This window comes from Paenibacillus sp. EB106-06-01-XG199, assembly GCF_058791575.1.
On the sequence record NZ_JBYTDQ010000011.1, the window covers coordinates 41,766 to 63,391 of the forward strand.

General features: G+C 50.1%; 16 protein-coding genes and 1 riboswitch. Of the genes, 5 read left to right on the plus strand and 11 right to left on the minus strand.

Annotated features, from left to right (window positions below):
* Nucleotides 1-136: 136 nt before the first annotated feature.
* Nucleotides 137-304, plus strand: a complete 168-nt coding sequence (locus tag AC3WT9_RS28955) for a DUF1328 domain-containing protein (protein ID WP_038596600.1) — start codon at nt 137-139, stop codon at nt 302-304.
* Between the two features lie 340 nt (nt 305-644).
* Nucleotides 645-1,010 carry a hypothetical protein gene (locus AC3WT9_RS28960; protein ID WP_341096431.1) on the plus strand — a complete coding sequence of 122 codons (366 nt, stop codon included), beginning with the start codon at nt 645-647 and terminating at the stop codon, nt 1,008-1,010.
* Nucleotides 1,011-1,283: 273 nt separating this feature from the next.
* Here AC3WT9_RS28960 and AC3WT9_RS28965 read toward each other — a convergent pair whose 3' ends face one another.
* The gene (locus AC3WT9_RS28965) at nt 1,284-2,366 is read right to left on the minus strand and encodes a C40 family peptidase (RefSeq protein WP_341379838.1); all 1,083 of its coding nucleotides are present in this window, start codon (nt 2,364-2,366) and stop codon (nt 1,284-1,286) included.
* A 212-nt stretch (nt 2,367-2,578) separates the two neighbouring features.
* The gene (locus tag AC3WT9_RS28970; RefSeq protein ID WP_341096435.1) at nt 2,579-3,448 is read right to left on the minus strand and encodes a cation diffusion facilitator family transporter; all 870 of its coding nucleotides are present in this window, start codon (nt 3,446-3,448) and stop codon (nt 2,579-2,581) included.
* Nucleotides 3,449-3,583: 135 nt separating this feature from the next.
* Between AC3WT9_RS28970 and AC3WT9_RS28975 the strand changes: the two genes are divergently transcribed.
* Nucleotides 3,584-3,769 carry a hypothetical protein gene (locus tag AC3WT9_RS28975; protein ID WP_038596607.1) on the plus strand — a complete coding sequence of 62 codons (186 nt, stop codon included), beginning with the start codon at nt 3,584-3,586 and terminating at the stop codon, nt 3,767-3,769.
* 124 nt (nt 3,770-3,893) lie between these two features.
* On the opposite strand, the gene AC3WT9_RS28980 is transcribed toward AC3WT9_RS28975, so the two are convergent.
* Nucleotides 3,894-5,519: an ABC-F family ATP-binding cassette domain-containing protein gene (locus tag AC3WT9_RS28980; RefSeq protein ID WP_341096437.1), complete on the minus strand. Its 1,626-nt coding sequence runs from the start codon at nt 5,517-5,519 to the stop codon at nt 3,894-3,896.
* 198 nt (nt 5,520-5,717) lie between these two features.
* Nucleotides 5,718-6,713 carry an MBL fold metallo-hydrolase gene (locus AC3WT9_RS28985; protein WP_341379840.1) on the minus strand — a complete coding sequence of 332 codons (996 nt, stop codon included), beginning with the start codon at nt 6,711-6,713 and terminating at the stop codon, nt 5,718-5,720.
* A 304-nt stretch (nt 6,714-7,017) separates the two neighbouring features.
* On the opposite strand from AC3WT9_RS28985, the gene AC3WT9_RS28990 reads away from it, so the two are divergent.
* Together AC3WT9_RS28990 and AC3WT9_RS28995 are read left to right on the plus strand one after the other, a co-directional pair.
* A complete protein-coding gene (locus AC3WT9_RS28990; RefSeq protein WP_341379841.1) occupies nt 7,018-8,151 on the plus strand; it encodes a virulence factor in 1,134 nt (377 codons plus the stop codon).
* A gap of 97 nt (nt 8,152-8,248) precedes the next feature.
* Nucleotides 8,249-8,459, plus strand: a riboswitch (Lysine riboswitch).
* 158 nt (nt 8,460-8,617) lie between these two features.
* Nucleotides 8,618-10,108 (plus strand): amino acid permease, encoded by a 1,491-nt coding sequence (locus tag AC3WT9_RS28995; protein WP_445745000.1) that lies wholly within the window; start codon nt 8,618-8,620, stop codon nt 10,106-10,108.
* A 100-nt stretch (nt 10,109-10,208) separates the two neighbouring features.
* On the opposite strand, the gene AC3WT9_RS29000 is transcribed toward AC3WT9_RS28995, so the two are convergent.
* The 7 genes from AC3WT9_RS29000 to AC3WT9_RS29030 form a co-directional block, all read right to left on the minus strand.
* A complete protein-coding gene (locus tag AC3WT9_RS29000) occupies nt 10,209-11,351 on the minus strand; it encodes a transglutaminase domain-containing protein (protein ID WP_341096441.1) in 1,143 nt (380 codons plus the stop codon).
* A gap of 289 nt (nt 11,352-11,640) precedes the next feature.
* Nucleotides 11,641-14,025: a glycoside hydrolase family 95 protein gene (locus tag AC3WT9_RS29005; RefSeq protein ID WP_341379843.1), complete on the minus strand. Its 2,385-nt coding sequence runs from the start codon at nt 14,023-14,025 to the stop codon at nt 11,641-11,643.
* 100 nt (nt 14,026-14,125) lie between these two features.
* The gene (locus AC3WT9_RS29010; RefSeq protein WP_341096443.1) at nt 14,126-15,871 is read right to left on the minus strand and encodes an ABC transporter substrate-binding protein; all 1,746 of its coding nucleotides are present in this window, start codon (nt 15,869-15,871) and stop codon (nt 14,126-14,128) included.
* A 206-nt stretch (nt 15,872-16,077) separates the two neighbouring features.
* On the minus strand, nt 16,078-16,977 hold the full coding sequence (locus AC3WT9_RS29015) for a carbohydrate ABC transporter permease (protein ID WP_341379844.1): 900 nt from the start codon (nt 16,975-16,977) through the stop codon (nt 16,078-16,080).
* A 14-nt stretch (nt 16,978-16,991) separates the two neighbouring features.
* Nucleotides 16,992-17,978: an ABC transporter permease gene (locus AC3WT9_RS29020; RefSeq protein ID WP_341096446.1), complete on the minus strand. Its 987-nt coding sequence runs from the start codon at nt 17,976-17,978 to the stop codon at nt 16,992-16,994.
* 103 nt (nt 17,979-18,081) lie between these two features.
* Nucleotides 18,082-19,869, minus strand: a complete 1,788-nt coding sequence (locus AC3WT9_RS29025; protein WP_341097789.1) for a sensor histidine kinase — start codon at nt 19,867-19,869, stop codon at nt 18,082-18,084.
* A 150-nt stretch (nt 19,870-20,019) separates the two neighbouring features.
* On the minus strand, nt 20,020-21,561 hold the full coding sequence (locus tag AC3WT9_RS29030; protein ID WP_341379845.1) for a response regulator transcription factor: 1,542 nt from the start codon (nt 21,559-21,561) through the stop codon (nt 20,020-20,022).
* Nucleotides 21,562-21,626 lie beyond the last annotated feature (65 nt).

The following is a 21,626-nucleotide window of genomic DNA, read 5'->3' on the forward strand; positions in this document are numbered from 1 at the left end:
TACTGCATAGTTACCCTTACTTACTTAGGCCGAAACAGCTTGTCAAGCGACTTAAAGACTACCTCTCCTATTTTGTTTCAAAGGGGAGCGGCCCGTTTAAATTGACTACATCACCACACAGAAAGGATGACATCACATGTTGAAATGGTCAGTAATTCTGCTGGTAATTGCATTGATTGCCGGTGTATTCGGTTTCTTTAATATCGTAGGGGCGGCAGTAGGAATCGCTAAAGTATTGTTCTTTATCTTCCTCGTGCTGTTCATAGTTTCGCTCTTTACAGGACGCAGAGGAAGATCATTGTAACTGTAAAAGAACATTAAAAACGACATCACATTACAGGTGCTAAGGACCCGGACTCCGAAAAGGAGTTCGGGTCTGATTTATGTATAGCAGCGATTGCCGCTGTCTGATTATGCCAGAGCTCCCTCCCCCCTTTTCCCTCCATACATCATATTCACCATGCAGAAAGTATAGGCCTTTCCATACGGATTGTCACCCGTAAGTCGCCTTCATTCCTCTGTTCACGATAGTTTTCATAAAAAACGAAGGGGTTGGTTCATTGTATCCACTTTTTGTTTACAAGCTTATTAACACATCGCAAACATGGTAAATATACGCAAAACCAACTCTGGGAGGAATCACAATGAAAAAATTAGCCAGCTTAACAGTAGCAATGGGTCTTATGGCTTCCATAGCCGCAACGGCTTCAGCTGCAGAAGTAACCAACACAACAACTGTAACGGAAACGACTTACAGCCCCCGGTTTGAGACAGTAATCACACAATCAGACCTTAGACCAGCAACTCCTCAGATTATTTTGACAAAAGCAACACCTTTCTACGCTTCCATGAACAGCCCCGTTGCTACGGGTTTTCTCGGCGCTCAAACCCTTGACACTACAGGAAATATCCTGGTTGATTCGAACGGCAATGAATGGAGAGAGATATACACCTGGTTGGGCATGCGCTGGATGAAGGTTCCCGCCTCCGCTTATGTAATCACTCCATAAATCAGTTTTACGGTCAGCGCCCCGCTCCCAAACTCATACATAGCCATGCGGGGACTTGCCTTTTTAGTATAGATACACCCTTATGAGGGTGTATAGTGAAACAGCCTGCGGACATCCAAAAGTCCTGACGGGCTTTTTTTCTTGCATGCCCTAAACACAGGAAAGGCTATCCCTCAGCAGAAAATTCTACTGATGGGATAGCCCTACAAAACATCCGCCCTAGTTCACCCGTCACAAACTTGCGATGCTGTCGCTTCCTGTATGCATTTATATTTAGCGGATGACCGAACCTCCGTAAAGGAAACGGTTCACCCAAGAAGCGCTTAATTTATCTACCCGTACCCCGCCTGAAGTTACGGAATACGTTTGCAGCATTTGTCCGTCACCCAGATACATGGCTACATGTGAAATTCTTGCCGCAGATTTGTCGATGCCTGCATAAGCAGAAACTGAACTACCTTTGTAATCCATGAAGAACATCAGATCCCCGCGTTTCAGGGCGGAAATATCTGTGACAGTGTTGCTGTTCTGCTGTACCCAGGCTCCCTGTTGACGTGAATCAGCAGGCAGTTTCAAATTAGCTGCATCTATGAAGATCTGCCGGATAAAGTCGGAGCAATCGAAAGTGCTCGTGTCGCTTCTGCTTGATCCGAACTCATAGGGAGTTCCAAGATAACCCATGCCCGCAGCAATGACCCGTTCAATCACTGCTGATTGTGACGGAGCCGTTGGATCTGGCGCTGGTGTTGGATTCGGTGTTGGTGTTGGTGTCGGTATTGGCGTTGGAGCTGGAGTAGACGTTCCGCCACCTACCGAGATATATTGGTCTGCAGCACTTGTATAGCCTACCGTTCCGTCTGCAGTTTTTACTTTGTACCAGTAACTGTTCGTTTCTTCCAGAATAGCTACTTGATCGCCTCTATTTAAATACCCCAGTATTTTCCCGCTTGTAGAAGGCAGTTCCCGAAGACGGACCGAAGCTTGTATAACCCCTGTCTGTCCGGAAGTTATATTTCCAGATCCCGAAACCACTCGAATATACTGCTCTCCCGCGCTGGTATAACCAACCGTTCCATCCGAAGTTCTGACTTTGTACCAGTAGCTATTCGGTTGTTCCAAAATTGTTACCTGTTCACCTTCGTTTAAATAACGAAGCACACTACCGCTTGTGGAAGCGTTCGTGCGCAGACGAACTGAAGATTGTATAGTACCGGTTAATCCAGACGTTGCTGTCACTGCGAAATCTGAAGAAACCGAAGCTGCTTGCACTTTTTGCGGGCTGAAAACTCCCAATGATACTGCAAGTGATGCTGAGACCAGTAACGTTGCTGCAATCTGCTTATGTGATGTGATCATAGCGTTCCCCCGCTTAGCAAAATGAGAAAATCAACAACGGCGCGCGCTACGTTTGTTGCTTTCTGCCCTCATTATAGGCTTAGCCGGGAATTGGAACATGCTCCAAATTTCACAAAAAAGCTTGCCACTTTATGGTAAGTACCAGGTCTATAGTCTTGAATTCTCCTTGGATTTGGTGGAAATTACAGATAACTAGAAGAAATTAAGAATTTTTAACCTTTAGGTTCTACATGGACCTGCACATTCATTATATTATGCAATTTGCTCATTCTATCTTCAATGGAATCGCTGATCTCATGACCTTCCAATACGGTGATTCCGGCATCCACTTCCACGACAACATCCACCAGCACATGATTTCCATGAACACGGGCCTTGAGGTCCTTGATCCCTTCCACACCCGGCGTCCGGGCAATCGTGCTGCGCAAATCCAGCAGCTTATCTTCATCAAAGCCGTCAGTCAACCGGTATGTCGAATCACGAAAAATATCCCAAGCTGTCTTGGAAATCAGCAGACCGACAGCAACCGCAGCAGCGGAATCGATCCACGGCAGTCCGAACTGTGCGCCAACGATCCCTACAGCAGCACCGATACTTACCATTGCATCGGAAAAATTGTCCTTAGCCGCAGCCATGAGTGCGCTATTGTTAATCTGCTTCGCCAGCCGCTTGTTATAGATATATACTCCCATCATGGCAACCGCACACAATACCGCCACACCTGCTGACCAAAGCTGCGGCACCTCCTTGGCTCCTTCGAATAAAGACCGGACCGCTTCTACAATAACCTGAATTCCGACCATAGCCATAATAAAGGATGCCAGCAATGCAGCTACGGTCTCGGCGCGGAAATGCCCGTACGTATGATCCGAGTCAGGCGGCTTCCGCGAGATGCGCAGTCCGATTAGTACAGCTAGTGAAGCAACAATGTCCGTCAGATTATTGAATCCGTCTGCAAGCAGCGCGCTGGAAGCGAACAAGTATCCGCTGACCAGCTTTAAGGAGGAGAGAATAAGATAAGCAATAATGCTGATCAAGGCCCCCCGTTCACCTTTGCGTATATCTTCATAAATATCGGCCAATTCCTGTCCCCCCTATACCCGGTTTCTTTACTACCCCTCCGGTAAATCATGCTTTGATTTATTCTTGCCCTTGTGACTGCATTTAAAAACAATTAGAATAAAGTAAAGGACTTGCTTTATAAGGGGGTTAACATAATGAGCGAAAGTAATGATAAACCAAAGATCAACTTGGCTGATGCCATCCGCCAGAAGCTGGAACAGAAGAAACAGCAGTCATCCGCTAAACCGGGTTCTTCCTTTCAAGCCGGTTCAGCGAAGCCTTTAAAGAGTCAAAATAACAAGAAGCCAAACAATCAGCGCCGCCGTACAGGTGGTTCTTAGGATTATGGCATGTGCAAGTCGCATTTCACACTGTATTTGAACATAAACGGCTGCGTTATCCCTCATAGGGGTAACGCAGCCGTTTTGCTATGAACGAATTACTGTTCATTCTTTCAGTTATCTCTTAAGCTTCCACAGGATACATGCGCTGGCGCATTTCCTTAATTTCCGGGTTCTCCAAATATTCATCATAGCTCATCGAACGGTCGATAACTCCGGTAGGGGTAATCTCGATGATACGGTTGGCAATCGTCTGGATGAACTGATGGTCATGCGAAGTGAACAAAATGGTTCCGTCGAAATCAATCAGCCCGTTATTCAGCGCCGTGATAGACTCCAGATCCAAGTGGTTGGTAGGCTCATCAAACACTAGCACATTCGCACCGTTCAGCATCATTTTAGCCAGCATACAACGGACCTTCTCGCCTCCGGACAGGACGCTTGCTTTCTTCAGCGCTTCTTCACCGGCAAACAGCATCCGGCCGAGGAATCCGCGGAGGAAGGTTTCATCCTGATCCTTGGAATATTGGCGCAGCCATTCTACCAGGTTCATGTTTACCCCGTCGAAATAGCTGGAGTTGTCTTTCGGGAAATAGGCCTGGGTTGTTGTTACTCCCCATGCATATTCACCTGCATCCGCTTCCTTCTCACCCATGATGACATCAAACAGCAATGATTTAGGCTGTGAATATGGACCTACAAAAGCGATCTTATCCCCTTTGTTCACCACAAAGCTGATTTCATCGAGCAGCTTCTCGCCTTCAACGGATTTGCTCAGCCCGCTGATGGTAAGCAGCTGCTTGCCTGCTTCACGTTCCGGCTTGAAGTTGAGGAACGGATATTTCCGGTTGGAGGGACGGATGTCGTCCAAAGTAATTTTCTCCAGCTGCTTCTTACGCGAAGTCGCTTGTTTGGACTTGGAGGCATTGGCCGAGAAACGCTGGATAAATGCCTGCAGCTCCTTCATCTTGTCTTCCTTCTTCTTGTTCGAGTCGCGCTGCAGGGCCTGGGCCAATTGGCTGGACTCATACCAGAAGTCGTAGTTGCCGACATACATTTGAATTTTGCCAAAGTCGATGTCCGCAATATGTGTACATACCTTGTTCAGGAAGTGACGGTCATGGGATACGACGATAACGGTGCCTTCGTAGTCCATAAGGAAGTTCTCCAGCCAGCCGATGGATTCAAGATCCAAATGGTTGGTAGGCTCATCGAGCAGCAGGTTGTTCGGACGTCCGAACAGGGCTTGCGCAAGCAGCACCCGTACCTTTTCGTTACCGCTGAGTTCGGCCATTTTCTTGTCATGCATTTCACGCATAATACCAAGTCCGATCAGCATGGCGGCAGCATCAGGCTCTGCATCCCAGCCGTTCAGTTCAGCGAATTCGCCTTCCAGCTCGCCGGCGCGCAGTCCGTCAGCCTCTGTGAAATCACTTTTGGCGTACAGCGCATCCTTCTCCTTCATGATCTCATAAAGACGGGTATGCCCCATAATTACCGTTTCCAGCACCAAAAATTCATCGTACTCGAAATGGTTCTGCTTCAGTATCGCCAGCCGTTCACCGGGGGTGATATGCACGTCCCCGACATTTGCTTCAATTTCACCGGACAAAATTTTCAGGAACGTCGATTTGCCGGCCCCGTTCGCTCCGATCAAGCCGTAGCAGTTGCCGGGTGTGAATTTTATGTTTACATCCTCAAATAGTGCGCGTTTTCCGTAGCGGAGTGTTACGCCGCTTGTGCTAATCATTAAGCATTACCATCCTTTTCACTTAGGGTTTCGGCTCATTATAGCATAAAATCAAGCAAAAGAGGCCCAAGAAGGAACTGCTTTGCCGTCTTTTTCAAGCAAACTGGCCGTTTCTTGGCAAAATACAGAGATCCGTAGCATCCAACATCAAATAGGCCGAATTGCGGAAAATCCGCGTTCGCCGCTTGCCCGGCCGGGCTATTGGCGGGAATCACGCTCTTCGGGATGCACCACCAATGTTTCACCGTAACCCAGTCTGCGGATACGTTCTGCACGGATTCCATGAGCCTCACGGGCCAGCTCCATCCGGTCCAGCGCTTCCCGCGCCGTATCGTCAGCCAGCCGGAAGGTGCCGAAATGCATCGGGATCATCAATTCTGCTCCTACATCTATAAAGGCCTGAACCGCCTCTTCGGGATTCACATGCTGCGAATTCATAAACCACTCCGGCTCGTAAGCCCCGATCGGCATCAGGGCGACATGGAGCTTAAACCGGCTGCCGATCTCCTTAAAGCCCGGAAAGAAGCCGCTGTCTCCGGCAAAATATAGATTCGGCGGAAGCTTCGGCTTTGCTCTGTCCCCCTCCCCTTTCGGGTGTTTGCCGGGGTCGGCAGGCTCCAGCACATAGCCGCCCCAATGAGACGAATTCGTATCGAACGGCGTCCGCCGGGTCCAGTGCTGGGTTGGCACAAATGTAAGCTTAACCGCCCCCAGCGTGAGCTCCTCCCACCACTGCATCTCCAGGCAGTTGGCGAACCCTTTGCGCAGCATCTTCCGCTTCAGGCCCACAGGTACAACGAGCGTTGTACCTGTCCGGTATAACTTGCGGATGGAGGCAATATGGAGGTGGTCGTAGTGAGAGTGGGAGATCAGAATCAGATCAACCGGCGGAACCTCACCCAGCGGGATGCCCGGCTGGCCGATCCGTTTCTCAAAGCCGAGCCGCCGCGCCCATATCGGGTCGGTAATAATGTTCATCCCTTCATATTGCAGAAAAAAAGTCGAGTGCCCGATCCAGGTGATTGTGGTCTCCAGCCGGTTCCCGGCCAGATAAGATACCTGCGGCGGATGGTTTGGCACTTTATAGGTATAATCCTTCTTCTTGCGGCGGCGTTCCTCGCGCCACTGGCGGAATTCCTTGAGTGTTTTGTCTGTACTGACATTATCGACGTTATTGTATCGGATTTTAGCCATTCCAGCACCTCTCCTTAAAAGGCTTGCCGGAAGAACTACAGGGCAAGCTCAATAGCTTAACTATATGGTTCCGCATAGTCATTTGCAAAATTCCAAGGGCAAAGCAAGGCTCCAGTCAACCCGAAAGGAACGATGAAGCTCTGCGTCCCGGCCAGACGCACCCTACATTTAGTACAAATTTTACCCACTTCCGACTGGACTTAAGCGGCTACCCCGGTAACCCTTTTGGATTTGAGGCATGAAATGATGTAAAATGCGGGTAAAGAACACGGCACGAATGCCGTTCAAGGGGGAAGCCTAACGTATGAAGATCACATTTATTGAACCGACTCCAAGTCCAAATACGATGAAGCTTCATCTGGATGAAAGCCTGGAGCCCGGAATACGCCGGACCTATACACCGGAAAGCCAGCGCACCGCGCCCTCCTGGGCACGGGATATGCTGAGCATTCCAGGCGTCACGAGCATTTATCATGCTGCCGATTTCGCCGCGCTTGAACGCAAGGGCAGCGCCGATTGGGCAGCGATCCTCCGCGAGGTGCAGAGCCGATTCGGCGCTGACGGCCTAAGCGCGGATTTCGACCTCGCCGATGAGAATGCAGGTGCCCACTTCGGAGAATCACAGGTATTCGTGCAGATGTTCCGCGGCATCCCGATTCAGATCCGCGTCAAGACGGGCGCGGGTGAGGAGCGCATCGCCCTTGCCGCCCGTTTCACGCAGGCGGTGACGGATGTGGCCAGCGCCGTGATGATCAAAGAGCGCAAGCTCACCGATTACGGCGTGCGTTACGGCGAGCCGGCCGATATTGCGCGGGAGGTGGAGCAGGAGCTGGAAGCGGCGTATCCGCAGGAACGCCTCGACTCGCTCGTGCAGCAGGCCATCGCGCACGGGACCGCCGGCGAGTTCATCGAGCAGCGGCAGAAGAAGGATCAGGCCGAGCTGCTGCGAGACCTGAAGCATGAGGATTGGCGCGTGCGCTACGCCGCGCTGGAGGACCTTCTGCCTACGGCAGAACTCCTGCCGGAGCTGCGCACGGCGCTGCATGACCCCAAGCTGCAGCTCCGCAGGCTTGCGGTCGTGTACCTGGGCGACCTTCGCACGCCCGAGGCGATGGAGCTGCTCTACGAGGCGATTAGAGACAGCGCCCCGGCGGTGCGGCGCACAGCCGGCGATACGCTCTCCGACATCGGCGATCCGGCAGCGACGCCGGTGATGACGGCGTCGCTGACAGACGCCAGCAAGCTTGTGCGCTGGCGGGCTGCACGTTTCCTCTATGAGGTCGGCACAGCTGAAGCCGAAGAGGCACTGAAGGCGGCAGCAGACGATCCGGAGTTCGAGGTGGGCCTCCAGGCCAGAATGGCGCTGGAACGCATCTCCTCCGGTGAAGAAGCTGCCGGAACCGTCTGGCAGCAGATGTCGGAGCGCCGCCGCAACTGACGCCAACATCCCTATATTTGTCATTGCTTGCTATGCCAAGTTGCATTATACTAATTCCTGTTGTGTTCATAGTATAAAGATAGCCTCATCATACCTAAGATGAGGTAGAGGTCGCGAATATTAAGAGTACGCGCGTGGAGACGTTAAAGAGCCGTCTGTGAAACGCCGCCGAAAGGAATATCCGCCGAAGTCTCTGCAGCCGCTCTTGTCAGCTGCAAGACTGGGGCCGTCGCCGAAAGGCACGGAACTGTCACAGTGCACCGCCGGTCAGAAACCGCGGGCTGCAACTGTGTTGCGCTATCTTAACAGGGAGTATGATGCGGAGCTGTAATACAGGAAACCGCAGAATCCGTCTGCGGTTTTTTTTGCGCTTTCAGGATGCCCTTTCCCTTATAAAGGGAAGGCGGCGACTCAGCACTCCCTATTCATGAACAGAAACATGATCTTCTGAAGGAGTGTCCTATTCATGCAAGCTAAGCGAGATAAGCAGCAGACTGCGGGTCACGGCAGCTCCCCTGCCCCCACGGCACTGCGCAAAACATTCAAGGCAAGACATTTAACAATGATCGCCTTAGGCGGCTCGATCGGTACAGGTCTGTTCCTGGCCAGCGGCGGTGCCATCGCCTCATCCGGCCCGGGCGGAGCACTTCTGGCCTATACAGCGGTTGGTATTATGGTTTATTTCCTGATGACCAGCCTTGGAGAGCTGGCCACCTATCTGCCGGATTCCGGTTCTTTCAGCACCTACGGCACCCGGTTCGTCAGCCCCGCCTTCGGCTTCGCCATTGGCTGGAACTTTTGGTATAACTGGGCGGTTACGATTGCCGCCGAGCTGTCTGCAGCAACCGTCATCATTAAATACTGGTTCCCCGAGAGTTCCTCGATGCTCTGGAGCCTCCTGTTCCTGCTGCTGATGTTCGGCCTGAACTTCCTGTCTTCGCGGGGCTACGGTGAATCGGAATATTGGTTCGCGATTATCAAAATCATCACGGTCATTGTCTTCCTGGGAGTCGGTGTACTCATGATCTTCGGCATCATGGGCGGTGAAGCTGTAGGCTTCAGCAACTTCCAGCTTGGAGGCAGCTCGTTCCACGGCGGCTTCTTCGCCTTTGTCGGTGTGTTTATGGCCGCTGGATTCTCCTTCCAGGGCACAGAGCTGGTCGGTGTTGCCGCGGGTGAGAGCGAGAATCCGCGCCGCAATGTTCCGCTCGCCATCCGTCAGGTATTCTGGCGCATTCTGATTTTCTACATCTTCGCCATTCTCGTGATCGGCCTGCTGATTCCTTACACGAATCCCGATCTGCTGCGTGGCGGCATTGATGATATCGGTGTCAGCCCCTTTACCATCGTCTTCAATAAAGCAGGTCTGGCCATTGCCGCTTCCGTCATGAACGCTGTCATCTTAAGCTCCGTGTTGTCTGCCGGAAATTCCGGGATGTACGCCTCCACCCGCGTCCTGTACGCGATGGCCAAGGACGGCATGGCTCCGCGCGCCCTCGGCAAGCTGAACCGCCGCGGCGTGCCTGTAGGTGCGCTTCTCGTAACCACCGCTGTCGGTATGCTGGCTTTCCTTGCCTCATTCTTCGGCGACGGCGCTGTGTACAACTGGCTGCTTAACGCCTCAGGGATGTGCGGATTTATCAACTGGCTGGGGATTGCCGTCTGCCATTACCGCTTCCGCCGCGCCTTTGTGAAGCAGGGACATTCACTCGATGAGCTGCCTTACCGGGCCAGATGGTTCCCGTTTGGCCCGCTGTTTGCTTTCGCGTTATGTCTGATTGCCGTATTCGGACAGAATATGGGCGCCTTCACAGGCGATTCGATCGACTGGTACGGTATTCTGGTCTCTTATATCAGCCTGCCGCTATTCCTCTTGATTTGGCTGGGCTATGGCTGGTTTAGAAAGAGCAGCCTCATCCCTCTCGACAAATGCGATCTCAGCACACACGCAGAGTAGAATCCTTCCTCGATTTATGCGGATTCTACCTGTTACCGCCTATTCACGCAACAAAGGGATGCTTTCGCCATTTTAGCGAAGCATCCCTTTTCTGTAATTATTATTCCCAAGTCACATATACCTTCAGATCGCCCGTGTTATCGAAGGGTGAGCTGTTGTAAGAAAGATGGTCCATTCCAAGCGCATACAGCTCCTGAAGATCAGTCTTCAGCGATTTCTCGCTGCCGTCATAGCGGAACAACAAGGATGCCTGGCCGGAGGCAACGGCCTGTTTGGCAAGCAGCATTAGCTCTGAGCCGGAGCTGACAATCAAATCCTCCTGATACAGACTGTAGTCAAGCTTCCGCTCAAGCTCCTGATATACAGCCACGCTTGGACCGCCGCGGCTGATCAGTTCAGACAACGTTTGAGCATAGCCGACAGATGAAGCAGGGTATGACTTGGTCCACTTGTGGTCAAGGCGCATCTGGGCATCGGTTCTCATATAGTAAGCCGTGCTGAGAGCATCTTCCTTATTTGGCGTCGGATCATCCCAGGTGGTATCCAGGTGGTACCAGCGCCCTTCCAGCTGCACCAGATTCCAGGCATGCGACTGGGCAGCTTTCCCTTCCGCCTTCGCCGTTCCTTCAACGATTTTATTGGGTATCCCCGCGCCCAGCAATAGTTTATACGTCAGAAGCGAATAACCTTGGCATACAGCACTGCCGCTCTGAAGTCCTTCATAAGCGGTGTATTTGCTGTAGGAGTTATCATACTTCAGATGCAGCACAACCCAATCATGAATAGCCTTTATCTTCTGGTGATTATTCATTCCCGGCAGTATGATCTGCTTCAAGATCTCTTTTACCTGTTTATTTACAAAAGCTGTCTGCTGCAGTGTCTCGCGGTATTCCACCTGTACCGTCACATTAGCCGAGCTGCTGCTCCCCCGGTAGGAAAATGCGTAACTGTCAATGGTGTAGTACAAATAAGGGTCGCTGCCCATCGCCTGATCTATCGCGCTTTGTACCTGGGCCTTCAGCTTGGACGTCTTCCCCTGATAAGCAAAGGTTATCGTCTCTCTGCGGTTATTCATTGCAGCGGTCAGCTTCTGCGTCATTTCAGTTACCGAGCGCAGCGATGCTGAATCAGCGGCAGCATAAGCCTGCCCCCAGCTCCAATAGAGACCAGGCGGCAACGCAGCAAAAACCAGCATTCCTCCAAGAACAGCCTTCATCAACGGCAGTTGTTTCTTCTTTCCCATTTCGCTTCTGTGCCCCCTGCTGTAAGTAATAGCCCACTTATTGGTTTGTACTTTTATAGTAGATGCTGAACATTTACTCCGCACAACCTTAAACCCCACGTTAGCTTAATTTATTCCACCCAAAAGCTTCATATTCACTATTATCGGCCCGGCACACCCGGAGGATAAGGCTTTTTTGAGTGAAAGCTCCTAGATGCACGCAAAAAACTGCCCCCGCAGATAATCTCTGCCAGGGGGCAGTTGTCTCTTCGATTCAATCTATTATTATGCATCATTGGATCATGGATCGTCAAACCGTTACCAGGTACACTTCTCCCGCATTCATATCCAGGGCATTCCCTGCCGGCAATAGGGTGCCGTCAGAGCGCTGTACCTGAAGTTCCTGCTGCTGATAATTCAAGCGGCAAATCCCATCCCGGCTGGCAGCAATGACTGCAGAAACCAGCTTATGGTTCCGCCATTCGATCTCCAGCTCATAGCCGCCCCGGGCCCTAAGCCCTTTGACGCTTCCGTTCTTCCAAGCGTCCGGCAGTGCGGGAAGCAAGTTGATTTCACCCAAATGACTCTGCAGCAGCATTTCTGCGATGCCGGCAGCCGCGCCGAAATTCCCGTCAATTTGAAAAGGCGGATGGGCATCAAACAGGTTAGGGTAAGCCGAGCGGGACAGAAGCGTACGGACAAAGCCGTAAGCGGCCTCCCCATCCTTCAACCGTGCATAAAGGTTAATTAGCCAAGCGCAGCTCCAGCCGGTATGTCCGCCTCCCGAGGCGATCCGTTTCTGCAGTGATAAGCGGCTTGCCTCCAACAGCTCTGGAGTCTCCCGCCCATTGATGAACTCTCCCGGATATAGTCCATACAAATGCGATACATGACGGTGTCCCGGTTCCGGTTCGGCGAAATCCTCGTTCCACTCCTGCAGGCGTCCGTCATTGCTGATCTTGAGCGGAGACAGCCGGGAGAGCGCCTCTTCCAGCTGCTGCTGAAACTCGGAATCCAGGCCCAGAATCCGCACAGCATGGAGGCAATGCTCAAACAGTTCGCGGATTAAGCTGATATCCATCGCGGAGCCCATCGAGACACTGCACGGCTGGCCATCTTTCGTCATAAACCGGTTTTCCGGCGAAGTGGACGGGTTCGTAACCAGAAGACCGTCCGGACCTTCCACCAGCCAGTCAAGGCAGAACAATGCTGCCCCTTTTATGAGCGGGTAAGCAGTCTCCTCCAGATAAGCAGCGTCAGGATTAAAGCTGTAATGCTCCCACAAATGGCGGCACAGCCACACGCCGCCCATCGGCCAGAATGCCCAGCTGGCATCTCCGCCTGAAGGAGAAGAACTGCGCCACAGATCAACATTATGGTGGGCTACCCAGCCGCGGGCTCCGTAATGAACTGCTGCCGTCCGGGCTCCCGTTTCACTGACCTCTCGGATCATATCGATCAGAGGTTCATGGAGTTCGCTTAGATTGCCAACCTCGGCCAGCCAATAATTCATTTGGGTATTGATATTGGTTGTATAATTGCTGTTCCATGGCGGTGTCAGATGATGGTTCCAAATCCCCTGTAAATTGGCAGCCTGCGTGCCGGTACGGGAGCTTCCCATCAGCAGGTAGCGGCCATATTGAAACAGCAGCGCTTCAAGTGCAGGATCTTCCTGTCCCGCTTTATACTTCATGAGTCTCTCATCAGTCGGTAATCCGTCTCTCTCCCGCCCGCCGAGATCCATGTCGACCCGGCGGAAGATTCGTTTGTGATCCTCTGTATGACGATCCAGCAGCTCTTCATAGGACTTGGAAGCCGCTGCCGCCAGTCTTGCTTCGCAGCTCTCTGCCGGGCTGAGAATGTTTCCATACGTTGTGGTGCTGCGCTTCTTGAGATGCGATGCTCGGCTTCTCAGCGCTTCATAATCAGTGCCAGCGGCAAGCAGCAGCTGCACACTATCCGCCCCCGATATAACAAGTTTGCCGTCTGTGTACTCTACGCTTCCTCCTGTGAGAATTACCTGCAGGTGAAGCTCAAACGTTAGACCCAGCCCATCCTCATACAGAATGGCACCCGGATGATCCTTATGATAATTATCCGCCATATGTGTAGGACAGCTACCCTTGAGGACAAGCCCGTTTTCTCCCTTTGGTTCCACGGAGTGCTTCAGCAGGCTGTCCAAAGAGAGTGCAAGCCGAAGGCCCCCCTTAACACTGCTATTGGCCTGAATGACACATACACCGTCGGGTGCACTGATCCAGGCTTCGCGGGTAAATCCCCCCGTCTCCGTATGATAGGCCACCTTGGCAATCCCGCTGTCCAGGTCCAGCTCACGCTGATAATGGCTGAAATTCTCCGCACCGCCATGCTCCAGGTAAAGATCTCCCAGCGGCAGATAGGCCTGCGTATTTACGCCTAGCATGCGGGCGTTAATAGTTGCTTCAGCTTCCGCATAACGGCCTTCCGTTACCAGACCCCGCGCTTTTTTCAAATACCGGAGCGCTTCATAATTGTTGGTATCCCGGGGAAATCCGGACCATAATGTATCTTCATTTAACTGAATTCGTTCCCTGGCTGTGCCGCCGAATACCATGGCCCCCATGTGCCCGTTGCCAAGCGGCAGCGCTTCTTCCCAGATAGCCGCAGGCTGGTTGTATATTAATTTCCAAGGATGCTCCTTGATCTCTTCCTTCATATACTTGCCCTCCACATGAGTTCAAAATACAGCAAAAGACCCTGACAAATGTCGGGTCCTTGCTGTTGCATTAGTTTTGTTTAACAAGGAGAATTGCTGCTTACAAATCTTTTCCAGTCCACAGAGATACTCTCTTTTTCACGAGTTCTGTAAACTCTTTTTCCATATCCTGAGCGCCGGCTTTGTCCAGCTCAGCAATGAATGCGTCATACACTTTGTCGAAATCAGCAGGTTTGGACAGGATGGCTTCAGGAATACGTTTGCGGACAATATCCTGAGTCTTTTTGAAGATTACTTGATATTGACCATCAGTTGGAACTGGCATGTTGTACAGAGCGCCTGTTTCTTTGACAGGGAATTCATCTTCTTTAGGGAACAGATCTTTCCATGTTGTAGCTTTGTATCCTGCGAGTGATTCCTTCTCAGCTTTAGAGTAAGCAGCTACGATTTCATCCGGGAAGGTTGCAGTGTAATAGTTGTCAGTAGAATCCTTCACACCATCGCCATAACGTGCACCGAAGATCAGATATTGTCCGATACCTGTTTCTTTAGCAAAGTTAGCGGCATCATTGGCTTTTCTGTCTGAAATTTCAGCTGGAACTTCACGTTTGCCATCTGCATTTACAGTGTAGTGTTTGCCTTCAATACCCCAGCTTCTCAAAACCTGACCTTCATCGGAAGACATCCAGTCCAGCCATTTGATGATCCGGACAGGATCTTTAGCTGCAGTTGTAATCGCAAGACCATAGCCGTCGATACCTGTTGACATGAAAGAATGATCTTTATACTCTTCAGACAGGGTTACAGGGAAGTGAGCATAAGTGTACTCATCTTTACCGGCTGCTTTCAGAGCATTTTCACCATCGGAATATTCCCATTCCTGGGAAATCAGACCAAGCACACGGCCGCTGGCCACTTTGGCTTTATATTGGTCGTCTTTTTGTACGAAGGAATCTTTATCAAGCAGACCTTGAGCGTACATGCCGTTTAACCAACGGAAATATTCTTTTTCTTCAGGGCGTTTGTAGTGAAGTTTTGCTTCGTAAGTTTCCGGATCGACATAATATTCACCATCATCCGGTGCCCCTGTTGTAGTGAAGGCAGGGTTTGTAACCGTGATCATGATCTTCCAGTCATCGGCATTCAGCGTAAGCGGAATCGTAGGCTGTCCATCGGTTTCCGGATGCAGCGCCACATAATCCTTCAGCACTTTTTCATAGTCGGCTAGGGTCCTCACTTTAGGATAACCCAGTTCCTTCAGTACGCGGTGTTGAATTTCGAATCCGCCTGTTGCGTCGAAGGATTGCTGGCCGACCCCCATGTTCGTAGGAATTTGATAGATACTCTGGTCATCCAGGCTGTATTTCAGACGGTTCATGTTATCGCCATATACTTTTTTCAGGTTCGGAGCATATTTATCAATTAGTTCGGTCAGATCAATAACCAGACCAGCATCCACCAGGATACTAAGATTTCCTTTGGCGAAGATCAAATCAGGAACATCTTCGCTGGCAGCCATCATTGGGATTTTTTGATCGCCGCCGCCGCTGCCTACATCAAACTCTGCATCAATCGTTACACCAGTTTTCTCAGTAATTACTTTACCCACTTCATCCTGCATTTTGTTCCAGTTTGGACTGGCATCCCCACCAAAGAAAGAGATAGTAAAAGGGCTTGTATCCATAGCAGTATCGTCAGCAGCATTGTTGCCGGTGTTTTTCGCCCCATTGTCGGCAGGAGTGTCGATAACATTTTTGTTGTTGTTGTTGCCGCCGCCACAGCCTGCGATCAGCATAGAGCTCATGAGCATGAGCGTAAAAGCAGTCTTAATGCTCTTGCTTTTCATTTGTGTATCCCCCTTGATAATTTGTATTAGTTCATCTATGCATATCAGGTTAAACCTGTATATACCATTGTTAGCGCTTGCAAATACGATATAATAATAAATCCAATCCAGCGCTTTCATTTAACGGATAAGCCAGGACGTAATTCTGCTTGGCAATTTTCCTGCCAGAAATACGTCCCTCTTATCCTAGCCCTGTCTAGCAGGGATTAGGCTTTTACAGCTCCCAGTGTCATACCATTTACGAAATACTTCTGCAGGAAAGGATACACTACAAGAATAGGTACCGTTACTACAATGGTGATAGCCATCTTGATGGACTCTGGTGAAATTTGCGCCATTTGCTGGGCCAAATCGTTGGCATTTGCCATGCCGCTGCCCTGGTTCGTACTCGACAGAACCTTCATCAGCTCATACTGGAGTGTCGTTAGATGTGGCTTGTTACCATTATACAGATAGGTTGTGAACCACTCATTCCATTGTCCTACCGACAGGAAAAGTGCGATTGTTGCAAGCACCGGCTTACAGAGCGGCAAGATGATTTTGTAGAAAATCAGGAAGTCATTGGCTCCGTCCAGCTTAGCGGACTCTTGCAGGGCGTATGGCAGACCATCCATAAAGGAACGGATGACGAATACGTTGAACGCGGAAACCGCACCCGGCAAAATGTAGATCCAGAACGTTCCGATCAGATTTAAATCTTTCATCAGAATGTACATAGGCACCATACCGCCGGAGAAGTACATGGTCAGTGCCAGGAATACCGAAACAAATTTTCTTGCCCGGAAATCCGGACGGCTGAGCGTAAACGCCAGCATGGCGGAGCTTGCAAGTCCGAGAATTGTACCGGAAACGGTCCGCAATATCGAGATTTTGAAACCCTGAATCAGACCTGTATAACTGAAGATCCGTTCGTAGTTCTCAAGCGTCCAGGCTCTCGGGAAAATATATATGCCGCCTCGAACGGTGTCTGTAGATTCATTGAAGGAAATCGCCAGCACATTCAGGAAGGGATATAGAGTCACAATCATGACCAACCCTAGTAAGATATACAAGAAGATGTCGAATATACGTTCAGACTTTGACATTTGAAAAGCTTTGCTGCTCACTTAAGATCCCCTCCTTACATGATGCTTTCTTTAGTAATTTTCTTCATTACACCGTTAGCGACAAGCAGCAAGATTACACTGACTACTGAGGTGAACATACTGATTGCGGTACCATAGGAGAAACGTCCTATTTGAATACCATATTTAAGCGCATACAAATCCAGCACTTCCGAATAATCGGTAACAAGGTTGTTCTGCAGCTGGAACTGTTTCTCGAAGCCGATACCGACCAAGTGGCCGATGGACATAATCAGGAGAACCGTGATTGTCGTGCGGATACCCGGCAATGTAATGTTGAACATTTGCTTGATTCTTCCGGCCCCGTCCACCTTTGCTGCTTCATACAGCTCTTTATCGATCCCTGTAATCGCTGCCAAATAGATGATCGCATTCCAGCCAGTTTCTTTCCATATATCAGCTGCAGTTAAAATTCCCCAGAAATATTTACCTTTAGCCATGAACTGGATCGGCTCATCAATGACATTAAGCCAGATCAGCAAATCGTTCACGATCCCTCCGTCGATTGCGAGTGTCTTGTAGACAATCCCGCCTACAACAACCCAAGATACAAAGTGAGGCAGGTAAGATACGGTCTGAACCGTTCTTTTGAAGACATTGCCCCGCAGCTCATTCAATAGTACAGCGAACAAGATCGGAACAACGAAGCCAAATATCAAGCCCAGACCGCTCATTGCAAGCGTGTTTCTTAGCACAAGGTAGAAGCGTTCATCATGGAAAAGCTCTTTGAAGTTATCCAATCCAACCCACTTCTGATCCCCAAACGACTTGGCTGGTTTATATTTCTGAAATGCCATCAACCATCCCCATAAGGGCACATAGCTGAAAATGAATACCCAGATCACGAAAGGAAGAGACATCAGATACAAGTACTTTTGCTGCAGTACGCTACTCCAAAATCCGTTTTTCCGCTTCGCAGGTGGGTGGGGGGTTACGCTTTCATTTGCTGTAACACCGTTTTCAGTGAGCGCTTTCACGTCCATTATTCCCCCTTTGTTTTTATATTCATATCATACCGCACCCAAATGTAAGCGAATACCCGACAGATTTCACGTAAAATCCTGTGTAAATTAGACATTCAACAGCCTACTGTCTGAAATCGCTATCATGCGGGATGGAAAAGGAAATTTTTGTGCCCTTCCCTTCTTCGCTTTCGATATTCAGTCCATGCTTCTCCCCATAATACAAGACGAGTCTCTGGTGCACATTTCGCAGACCGATCCGGCTTCGCTGCTCTTCCTCGGCTTGGTCAATTACCGCCAAGATTTCGGATAGCCGCTTTTCTGTCATCCCGGCACCGTCGTCTGCCACAACCACTTGTATCTCATCGTCAGACAAAACGACACTTGCCCGCACGTTAACCGTTCCTTCTTTATTCTCCAGTCCGTGTACAACAGAATTCTCCACCAGCGGCTGGATGATCAGCGGCGGAATCAGGATATCGGAGGCTTTGGCATCGAAATCTATTTCAAACATCAGCCTGTCCTCATACCGGAATTTCTGAATCTCCAGATAGGAGCGGATCATTTCAATCTCTTCCTTCATCGGCGCCCGTTCTCTGCCTACCTCCAGATTTTTGCGCATAAGCTTTCCGAGAAGTCTGACGATATTGGCGATCTCTTTCTCTCCTTTAAGATGCGCATTCATCCGTATGGATTCCAGGGCATTAAACAGGAAATGCGGGTGAATCTGGCTGGCCATCATTTTCAACTTAATTTCTCTCTGAGCGATTTCCAGTTTATTATTCTTCTCATTGCTCTCTATCACTTGGGCGATCAGCTGGTTTATGCTTCCCACCATATAGTTAAACTGCCGCGACAGCTGTCCGATTTCGTCCGTCCCGTCTACATGGGAGACTACGTTCAGATTGCCTAAGGCTACCTGATTCAGTTGGCGGCTGAGCCGGAGCAGGCGGTTGGTCGTCAATAAAGAGATGGTATAGACAAGCACCAGCGCAACAAGCAGCACCCCGACGATGATCAGCAGCCCCAGAACGCTCACTTTATTCGCACTGCTAAGAATGCTGCTTCGCTCAAATACGGTAATGACCTTCAACTGACTGATGCTAAATGAAGGAGTCATCTCATCGACAATAACATAGGAATCTTCGCCCTTCACCATGGTTCTAAACACGCCTTTAGTTTTCGTACTCAAGTCTATACCGATATCAAAGGCATCCAGCGTAGTCCCTACGAGCTCCCGGTTCTTGGCGGCAGTAATGTACCCCTGCTCATCTGTGATAATCGTTTCAAAGGGCTCCTGGTACAGCATTCCGTTCAGCTCATCGGGATTTACCTGCACCATTAATACACCGGGTTTCTTATACTCTGAATAAGGGACCTGACGGATAAGGCTTAACTTATTAATGGTCCCTTTCTCACTGGTTTTGTACTCCTCTTTGTCGGGGATGTACAGCCAGTGTATTCCTTTGGTCCCCACAACCTTCTGATACCATGATCTGGATTCAATCTCCGGCGTCAGGGGAGCGATAGACATATTATCAACCAGCGTCTGGTTATCAATGAAGAAACGGATGTTGGAGAGTTCGCGGTACTGCAATATATAATCCTTGAAATCTGTAAAATTTATATAAGCCTTCGTCAGCTCCAGGATGCTGGGATACTTCGTAGTGACAAGGGTCTTGAAATCGCTGTCGAAATAGAGCAGATTCGAAATATCCATGGGAACCCGCAGCTTGCTTGCCATTTGACTTTTGATTTTCTCCAAATTATTGGTTGCCTGGTCAATGGCTCTGTCCAAGGCAGCCCCGCGAAAATACCCGGTTAGGGCAATGCCTATAATCAGTACAGGAATCATAACAACTACAATGTAGAACAGAATGAACTTATATTTCAGCTTCATATTATTGATCATCCGCACCAGATTTTTCACAACGTTCCCTCCTCTCCTAATCTGTTCACCCGAATCATGGCAAACAGGCCGCTCCCTCATCTGCCGCAGATAGGGAACAGCCTGTCTATCATAATGCCCACGTTGATCGTTCGGCAAGTGCGTCGCCCAGGATTAATTTTCCTTACGGTAGGCGGTTGGGGATACCCCGACGTATTTGCGGAACTTGGCGTTGAAATAATCGGAATTCATATACCCGACTCTTTCAGCCACTTCATACACCTTCATGCCCTGTGTCAGAAACTGCTTCGCTTTCTCAATTCTCACCTTGTCCAGATAGGTATTAAAATGTTCGCCCATCTGGTTCTTGAACATTTTGCCCAGATAGGCGCTGTTATAATTGAAAATTTGCGCAAGCATCCCCAGCTTTAAGTTCTCATTGTAACGGCGCTGGATCAAATCTGTGATCCGTTTAATCTCATCGCCCTTTCCGCCGCTGTTCATCTGCTTCGAAATTTGCTCCAGGTAGTTCCCGGCCATATTCTCAATATCGCTCAGATAATAACTGCTGTATACTTCCCCAGTGGGAGAAGGATTGCCCGCAATAAAGGAACGGATGTCTGGGGTAGCTGCCTCCAGGCGGGCAATCGTACTGCTCATGATCCGGATCAGATTATCTTTGATATACGTCTCATTGCGTTTTATAGCAACAAGTTTGCGGATGATCTGCCCGACCAGCGCCTGAATGGCTTCATTACTCCCGGTTTCAATCGCAAGCAGCAGTTCCATCTCTTCATCGCGTTCCAATTCCTCAATGTCTTCAGTCTCTTCGATCCGAACCAGCCATTCATCTGGCTGTCCGCTCAGGAGAATTTCCCTCCGTCCGAAAAAAGCTGCCTCCAGCAGCTCGCGGGCTGCAGAAAAAGACTGGCTTGCCAGCTGAGGATCGGCAACTCCGCCTCCGGAAGCGGCATAAAAATCCAATCCCTCTTTGGAAATAACTCTATTGAGGTCATTCCACAATGCTGTGCGGGCAACCCCGTCCTTGAGCGGTTCCTTTAACAGGATCCCCATATATGGAGGCAAGGTGAAGAACAATGCTTCCTCTGCCGGCCAATGCTGCTCCAGCAAGCTGCGGACACGATCTTCACTTCCGTCTTCTCCTTTCTGCGCCCGCTTCAGCTCCAGCAGTACAATTTCACAGCTCCACCCCGTAAGCCCTAGCCCGGCTGCTGATTCTGCCGTGTCAAAACCATTCTCGCGCGGCTGAAGCAGCTCGCGCAGCAGCGCTTCATTGCCGCGTACCGGGAAATCCGTCTGAAGCTGGCTCAATTGCTCCTCCTGGCTTATCGTGACACGCAGATCATGAAGATAGGAGATCAATTCCTCTTCGTCGACCGGCTTCAGCAAATATCCGTCAATATGATAGGAGATCGCCCGTTTGGCATATTCGAAGTCAGCATGACCGCTAAGAATAAGCACATGACAGTTAGCGTTTTCTTTGCGCAGCTCATTAATCAGCTCCAGGCCGTCCATTCCCGGCATGCGAATATCTGCGACAATCAGCTTGGGAGCAAAGCTATAGAACTTATCAAGCGCCTCGAATCCGTTTGCCGCCGTCGCCACTACGGTGTAACCCAGCTCTTCCCAAGGGATCAGGGTACGCATCCCTTCCCTCAGCTTGGGCTCGTCATCTACAATCAGCACTTTTATCATTAGTCTTCAGCCCCTAAGAAGCGTAATTCCGCAAGGACAGCTCAAGCGCTGCCCTAACGGGTATC

Coding starts and splice junctions, on each gene's coding strand:
- AC3WT9_RS28985 (WP_341379840.1), bottom strand. CDS start 6,713: ATGGCTAAAATCCGATACAATAACGTCGATAATGTCAGTACAGACAAA.
- AC3WT9_RS29010 (WP_341096443.1), bottom strand. CDS start 15,871: ATGAAAAGCAAGAGCATTAAGACTGCTTTTACGCTCATGCTCATGAGC.
- AC3WT9_RS28980 (WP_341096437.1), bottom strand. CDS start 5,519: ATGATTAGCACAAGCGGCGTAACACTCCGCTACGGAAAACGCGCACTA.
- AC3WT9_RS29020 (WP_341096446.1), bottom strand. CDS start 17,978: ATGGACGTGAAAGCGCTCACTGAAAACGGTGTTACAGCAAATGAAAGC.
- AC3WT9_RS28995 (WP_445745000.1), top strand. CDS start 8,618: ATGCAAGCTAAGCGAGATAAGCAGCAGACTGCGGGTCACGGCAGCTCC.
- AC3WT9_RS29005 (WP_341379843.1), bottom strand. CDS start 14,025: ATGAAGGAAGAGATCAAGGAGCATCCTTGGAAATTAATATACAACCAG.
- AC3WT9_RS28965 (WP_341379838.1), bottom strand. CDS start 2,366: ATGATCACATCACATAAGCAGATTGCAGCAACGTTACTGGTCTCAGCA.
- AC3WT9_RS29000 (WP_341096441.1), bottom strand. CDS start 11,351: ATGGGAAAGAAGAAACAACTGCCGTTGATGAAGGCTGTTCTTGGAGGA.
- AC3WT9_RS28975 (WP_038596607.1), top strand. CDS start 3,584: ATGAGCGAAAGTAATGATAAACCAAAGATCAACTTGGCTGATGCCATC.
- AC3WT9_RS28990 (WP_341379841.1), top strand. CDS start 7,018: ATGAAGATCACATTTATTGAACCGACTCCAAGTCCAAATACGATGAAG.
- AC3WT9_RS29025 (WP_341097789.1), bottom strand. CDS start 19,869: ATGATCAATAATATGAAGCTGAAATATAAGTTCATTCTGTTCTACATT.
- AC3WT9_RS29030 (WP_341379845.1), bottom strand. CDS start 21,561: ATGATAAAAGTGCTGATTGTAGATGACGAGCCCAAGCTGAGGGAAGGG.
- AC3WT9_RS28955 (WP_038596600.1), top strand. CDS start 137: ATGTTGAAATGGTCAGTAATTCTGCTGGTAATTGCATTGATTGCCGGT.
- AC3WT9_RS28960 (WP_341096431.1), top strand. CDS start 645: ATGAAAAAATTAGCCAGCTTAACAGTAGCAATGGGTCTTATGGCTTCC.